Raw genomic sequence first — 4,741 nt, forward strand, 5'->3', positions numbered from 1 at the left:
TCTATTAACCATGACCAAAGCAAAGCAACTCATCCTTCCTATTTCCTACCCGGACAGCGGACGCTGGTATGCTCCCGTCCGGAAAATCAAAATCGACGAACGGACGTACGCCCTAAGGATGGGGGAACCTGTCCAGCTGGGTACCGTCAAAGAGATTGAAAAAGAATTCCGGGTGGGCCGCCGCGTGCTGGCCCGCCTGGCGGACATTGGCGTCATTGAGCGGGTGCGCCCGTCTCCTTTTCAATCTATGTACTACTTTGCGGACATTGCCGCATTCCTTGAGCGGACGCGGACGGCCCCGGCGTTCTGGTCCTCCGTCCGCCGGGAGGCTTATCTGAACGGACCTTCTCCGCAAGATGCCTCCCTCCGGTTGTAATCTAACATTTTTTATCCTGGCCGCGGCGTGAAAGCCGCGGCCTGTTTTGTGCCATCATGCGAGCATGTTTTCACGTTCCCCTTTCCTGTGCGGCGACTCCCTTTCCCTGATGGAGTGCATGGACAACGATTGTTATCACGCCGTCGTTACGGACCCGCCGTACGCTTCCGGCGGCCTGACGACGGCGGAACGCAAGGCTTCCCCCGCCCGGAAATACCTGTCTTCCTCAAGGTATCTTTCTTTTGATAACGACACCAGGGACCAGAGCACCCATTTTTTGTGGTCCGTCATGTGGATGCAGGAGGCAATAAGGATCACCCGGCACGGCGGCTGGCTGATGGTCTTTTCCGACTGGAGGCAGCTTCCTTTGACCTCGGACGCCTTGCAGGTGGCCGGGTGGACATGGCGCGCCGTCGTCACCTGGGACAAGACGGAGGCTTGCCGCCCACACCAGGGCATGTTCCGCAACCAATCGGAGTTTATCCTCATTGCCACGCGCGGCAGCATCGGCAAGGAGCAGGACCGCCCGCGCGTGTTTCCGGCTGGCGTTTTCCGGCATTATCTCAAGCCTTCCGACAAGATGCACCTCACAGGCAAGCCTGTTCCGCTCATGCGCCACCTGATGACGGTTCTTCCTCCCGGTTCCCGCGTCCTCGACCCTTTCATGGGGAGCGGGACGACTCTTGTTGCCGCCCGCGACCTGGGACACGTCGCTCACGGCATCGACCTTTCCCCGGATAATGTTCGCATTGCCGCGGACCTCCTGGGCGTTCCTGTTCCCTGACCGCGGCCAGCCCGCGGAGAGTTCGCCGGGCTTCCGCGAGACACGCGCGGACCGCTGGCGGGAGTGTCTCACATGGGACAAATGACCCTTACGATTTTTCAAAATTGACCCTTACGGGCATTTATGGGCGTAACTTCTGCCTCGCCCCTTCCATTTTCCCCTGAAACGTACGTATTTTCAACCGTTTTCAAGCTTCTTCAAGCGAATTCAACCCTTTTCAAGCATTTATGGTTGGTCACACCGGAGAGGAAAACTTCTGGTATTCATCATACGCATCTTCACGCAAACAGGTAATAAACCAGCATCAGCGTCAGATTGACGCCGGCAGCCAGCAACACCCCGCCCGGCCTCAAATACCGCGCCTTTCCAAGAAAAACCGCCAGCACCGCAAAGACGGCGTACAGGGAGATCCACATCAGGAAAAATGCTGTCAGGCTCTGCTCATTCCCCAGGCCGGCCTGGGCCATGTTCCCGCCAGGGAAAAGAAACGGCAACACCGGAAGCACGGCGTAAATGACATATACCCAATCCCTAGCTATCACCCTGAAAGAGACCGCCAGCGGCTTCCTGCCAAACAGAATATTACGGGAGCAGGCATTCCGCGTCTTTTCCTCCCTCAGAGCGCAGGGCAAATAGAAGGGAAGAAGCATCAGCGCCAGGACGGGCCCGGCATACAAAATGGCGGTCATTCCCGCTACGAAAGCAAAGAAAGCGGCAAAGAGGACAGGCACGCCCGCCATGAGCAGGAAAAGAAAGGATGTGCTACGCTCCGCCTTCTCCCCCATTTTCAGGAAAGACCATGAAAGATAAGCCATAGGGTAAAAATATGGTTTTTTTGAAGTCTGCCAGAAATCGAGGCCATGCGCAAGGGAAAGCCGCCCAAAAACATCCGGAGCAGCATAGCCCCATCCCTACGTACGAGACAAAATGAGAACCAGACAGACTCTGATTGGGATTGCCCCGCACCCGCGCCCACGTTATCCTGCCTCCATGGTCTACCGAATTTGCAAATCCATCGAACTGGAAAGCGGGCATCTTCTGTCCAAACATCCCGGTAATTGCAAATTCCCGCATGGCCATACGCGCTCCGTGGAAATGGTGTTCCGAGCGGAAACGCTGGATGCCAATGACATGGTGTTGGATTTCAAGGCTATCAAGCAGATGATGGGGGATTTCCTCCAGCAGTTTGACCACTCCCTGTGCGTGAATACGGAGGACCCCAACTTCGCCGCCTTCGTGGCCGCATACGGGGAGCGCATCATTCCCTTCGACCGGGAAGACCCCACCAGCGAGGTGATGGCTCGCGTCATTTTCAATGTTGCCCGGCACGCGCTGGAAAAAGCCAGGGAGAACCCCGGCGAATATCCTGTGCGGGCCTGTGTTGAGCTGGAACGCGTGCGCGTGTGGGAAACCAGCAGTTCCTGGGCGGAATACGGGGAATAACTGAAACAGCGCGTTTCCCGCCGGGCGGAACGCTCCGCAAAGATTCCCGGCCCCGTGGAAAGCACGGCCGCAACGCCCCCCCCCCGCAGGTTCATCCCTTAAAAGGGATTCAGGGAAATCATGCGTTTCTGCGTCCAGTGCCCGTAGGCGGAAGAATATACATCCGTAATTTCCCGGGCCCATTCGTCAATAGTGCGCTGATGGTGGGCGTATTTTTTAAAATCCTTGGTGTCCACGCCCAGCAGGGAGCTGTGGTCTTCCTCATAATCCGCAAATTCGGAAACGATGCGGCCGGACTCATCCCTCAGGCGGCCCGCCATGGCAATGTGCCCTTTCTTGATGAACCGTTTGACCAGCCCTCCCCCCTTGATGCCGCTCAGCGCCGTGACAAAGATGCCGGCCCTGGCATTCGTGGGAGTGATGGAAATGATGGCGAGTTCCAGCGTATAGGCCCCCCTGGTTCCCGGAGGCACCATTTCAAAATGCGGATTTTCGGCAACCTCCTTTTCCATTCTGGTTGCAACGCTCTTCCGGAAGTACTCCGCCAGGCCGCGCAGGGCATCAAACCCCTCCGCGGTATCCGGCCTTACATCCATGTGCTCCGTATCCACCGGAACAACGGCCATCATGACTTTTTTGCCATCCACGCCGTTCACCCTGTCATTCCAGATTTTTTTATCATCGGCATTCCAGTACGCGTCAAAGGGAATATGGGAATCCTTATTTTTTACCTGATGAGCGATAAATCCTGTTTGGGGAACATGTTTGAAATTATTGGAACAAGACACTACCGCCATGCAGCCGAGCAGCACGAGAGCCATCAGGGAAGCTGAGAATAAAAAACGGTGTTTCTTCATATCAAATAATTCCATATCAATTAATTGGCAGAACCGTTTCTATCATGGCCCGGCATCCTCTGTCAATAAAACCTGCGGGTGAACATCCGGGGCGGCGGTCCTCCCGCCGTGCGGAAGGGGCCAAAGCGGGAATGCCTAGTCTTCTTCCCCCATGGGGCGGTATTTCACGGCCAGTTTTTCCAGGATATTCAGAGCCCTGGAGGCGCGGCTGCGGAAGGATTTGTAATCCCGGGGGTCGCAGTCGCTCCAGGCGCGTTCGGACAGGGCCAGGGCGCGCGGCCACGCCATATATTCCACCAGCCCCATATTGTACAGGTATTCCGTCCAGATGTTCGCCTGGAGGCCGCGCACCCTGGCGGCTTCCTCCGGGGAAAGTTCCGGCAATTCATAGCCGTACACCTGCTTGAGCGGAATAAGGCCCCCTACGGCTTTCGGCTCCGTGGACGCGGCGGACTGGTAATAGTCAAAATAGAAGTGGGAACACGGCGCCAGAATGACGGGATGCCCTTTCCTGGCCGCCGCCGCGGCAAAGCCGTTGCCGCGCCACGCCATGACGAGGATGCGTTTGTCCGCCTCCAGTTCCCCGGCTTCATCCCAGACAATGGCTTCATAGCCGCCCTTCCTCACGTAGTCCGCAATCCGCTGCAGGAAATCCCGGCTCAGGGCTTTAAGATCCTTCTCCCTCAGGCTTTTTAAGCGGTTCTGGCAATACCGGCATTTTTTCCATGCCTCGGCAGACACCTCGTCATGGCCCAAATGAATGGGGGAGCCGGGCGGAAAGACGGCCTTAAGTTCATCCACCACGTCTTTCACGAAGCGGAGCGTTTCCGGACGCCCCATGCAGACGGAGTCCCGCCCTTGTTTCCCCTCCACGGGAAAGTCCACGCCGTCGCAAATCAAATCCCCGTAGGCATGCATGGCCGCATAGGAATGGCCGGGAAGGTCTATTTCCGGAACAACGGTGACCTGGCGGCTGCGCGCATAGGCAATGATCTCCCTCATCTGCTCCTGGGTGTAAAAACCGCCGTAGGTAGCTTCCGGGTCATGCTCCCGGATGGCGAGTTTCACTTCCCGCCAGTTCCACTCTCCGTCAGCGAGCGGAACGCGCCAGGCGCTCATGGAGGTAAGCAGCGGATATTTTTTAATTTCCAGGCGCCAGCCGGGGCCGTCCGTCAGGTGCAGATGGAGGCGGTTAAGCTTGAACAGGGACATGGCGTCAACCATGCGCTTGACTTCCGCCACGGTGAAAAAGTGGCGGGAAACATCCAGCATCATGCCCCG

Annotated in this window: 6 protein-coding genes; 3 read left to right on the forward strand and 3 right to left on the reverse strand. The window is 57.1% G+C overall.

Annotated elements, in window-relative coordinates; genetic code table 11:
- Together WW58_RS09875 and WW58_RS09880 are read left to right on the forward strand one after the other, a co-directional pair.
- Positions 1–376, forward strand: a 376-nt coding sequence (locus tag WW58_RS09875) for a hypothetical protein (protein ID WP_288143445.1), incomplete at its 5' end; no start/stop codon positions are given.
- Between the two features lie 64 nt (positions 377–440).
- On the forward strand, positions 441–1,160 hold the full coding sequence (locus WW58_RS09880; protein ID WP_046437011.1) for a DNA-methyltransferase: 720 nt from the start codon (positions 441–443) through the stop codon (positions 1,158–1,160).
- A 278-nt stretch (positions 1,161–1,438) separates the two neighbouring features.
- On the opposite strand, the gene WW58_RS09885 is transcribed toward WW58_RS09880, so the two are convergent.
- Positions 1,439–1,975: a hypothetical protein gene (locus tag WW58_RS09885; protein ID WP_046437332.1), complete on the reverse strand. Its 537-nt coding sequence runs from the start codon at positions 1,973–1,975 to the stop codon at positions 1,439–1,441.
- 175 nt (positions 1,976–2,150) lie between these two features.
- Here WW58_RS09885 and WW58_RS09890 point away from each other — a divergent pair, with 175 nt between their 5' ends.
- On the forward strand, positions 2,151–2,603 hold the full coding sequence (locus WW58_RS09890) for a 6-pyruvoyl trahydropterin synthase family protein (RefSeq protein WP_022197422.1): 453 nt from the start codon (positions 2,151–2,153) through the stop codon (positions 2,601–2,603).
- A 98-nt stretch (positions 2,604–2,701) separates the two neighbouring features.
- Here WW58_RS09890 and WW58_RS09895 read toward each other — a convergent pair whose 3' ends face one another.
- Both WW58_RS09895 and WW58_RS09900 read right to left on the reverse strand, forming a co-directional pair.
- A complete protein-coding gene (locus WW58_RS09895; protein ID WP_161994205.1) occupies positions 2,702–3,460 on the reverse strand; it encodes a DUF3313 domain-containing protein in 759 nt (252 codons plus the stop codon).
- Between the two features lie 135 nt (positions 3,461–3,595).
- The coding region (locus tag WW58_RS09900) for a family 20 glycosylhydrolase (RefSeq protein ID WP_288143446.1) at positions 3,596–4,741 on the reverse strand (1,146 nt) is incomplete at its 5' end.

The sequence above is a fragment of the Akkermansia sp. UNK.MGS-1 genome, assembly GCF_000980515.1.
GTDB lineage: Bacteria > Verrucomicrobiota > Verrucomicrobiia > Verrucomicrobiales > Akkermansiaceae > Akkermansia > Akkermansia muciniphila.

Coding starts and splice junctions, on each gene's coding strand:
- WW58_RS09880 (WP_046437011.1), top strand. CDS start 441: ATGTTTTCACGTTCCCCTTTCCTGTGCGGCGACTCCCTTTCCCTGATG.
- WW58_RS09885 (WP_046437332.1), bottom strand. CDS start 1,975: ATGGCTTATCTTTCATGGTCTTTCCTGAAAATGGGGGAGAAGGCGGAG.
- WW58_RS09890 (WP_022197422.1), top strand. CDS start 2,151: ATGGTCTACCGAATTTGCAAATCCATCGAACTGGAAAGCGGGCATCTT.
- WW58_RS09895 (WP_161994205.1), bottom strand. CDS start 3,460: ATGAAGAAACACCGTTTTTTATTCTCAGCTTCCCTGATGGCTCTCGTG.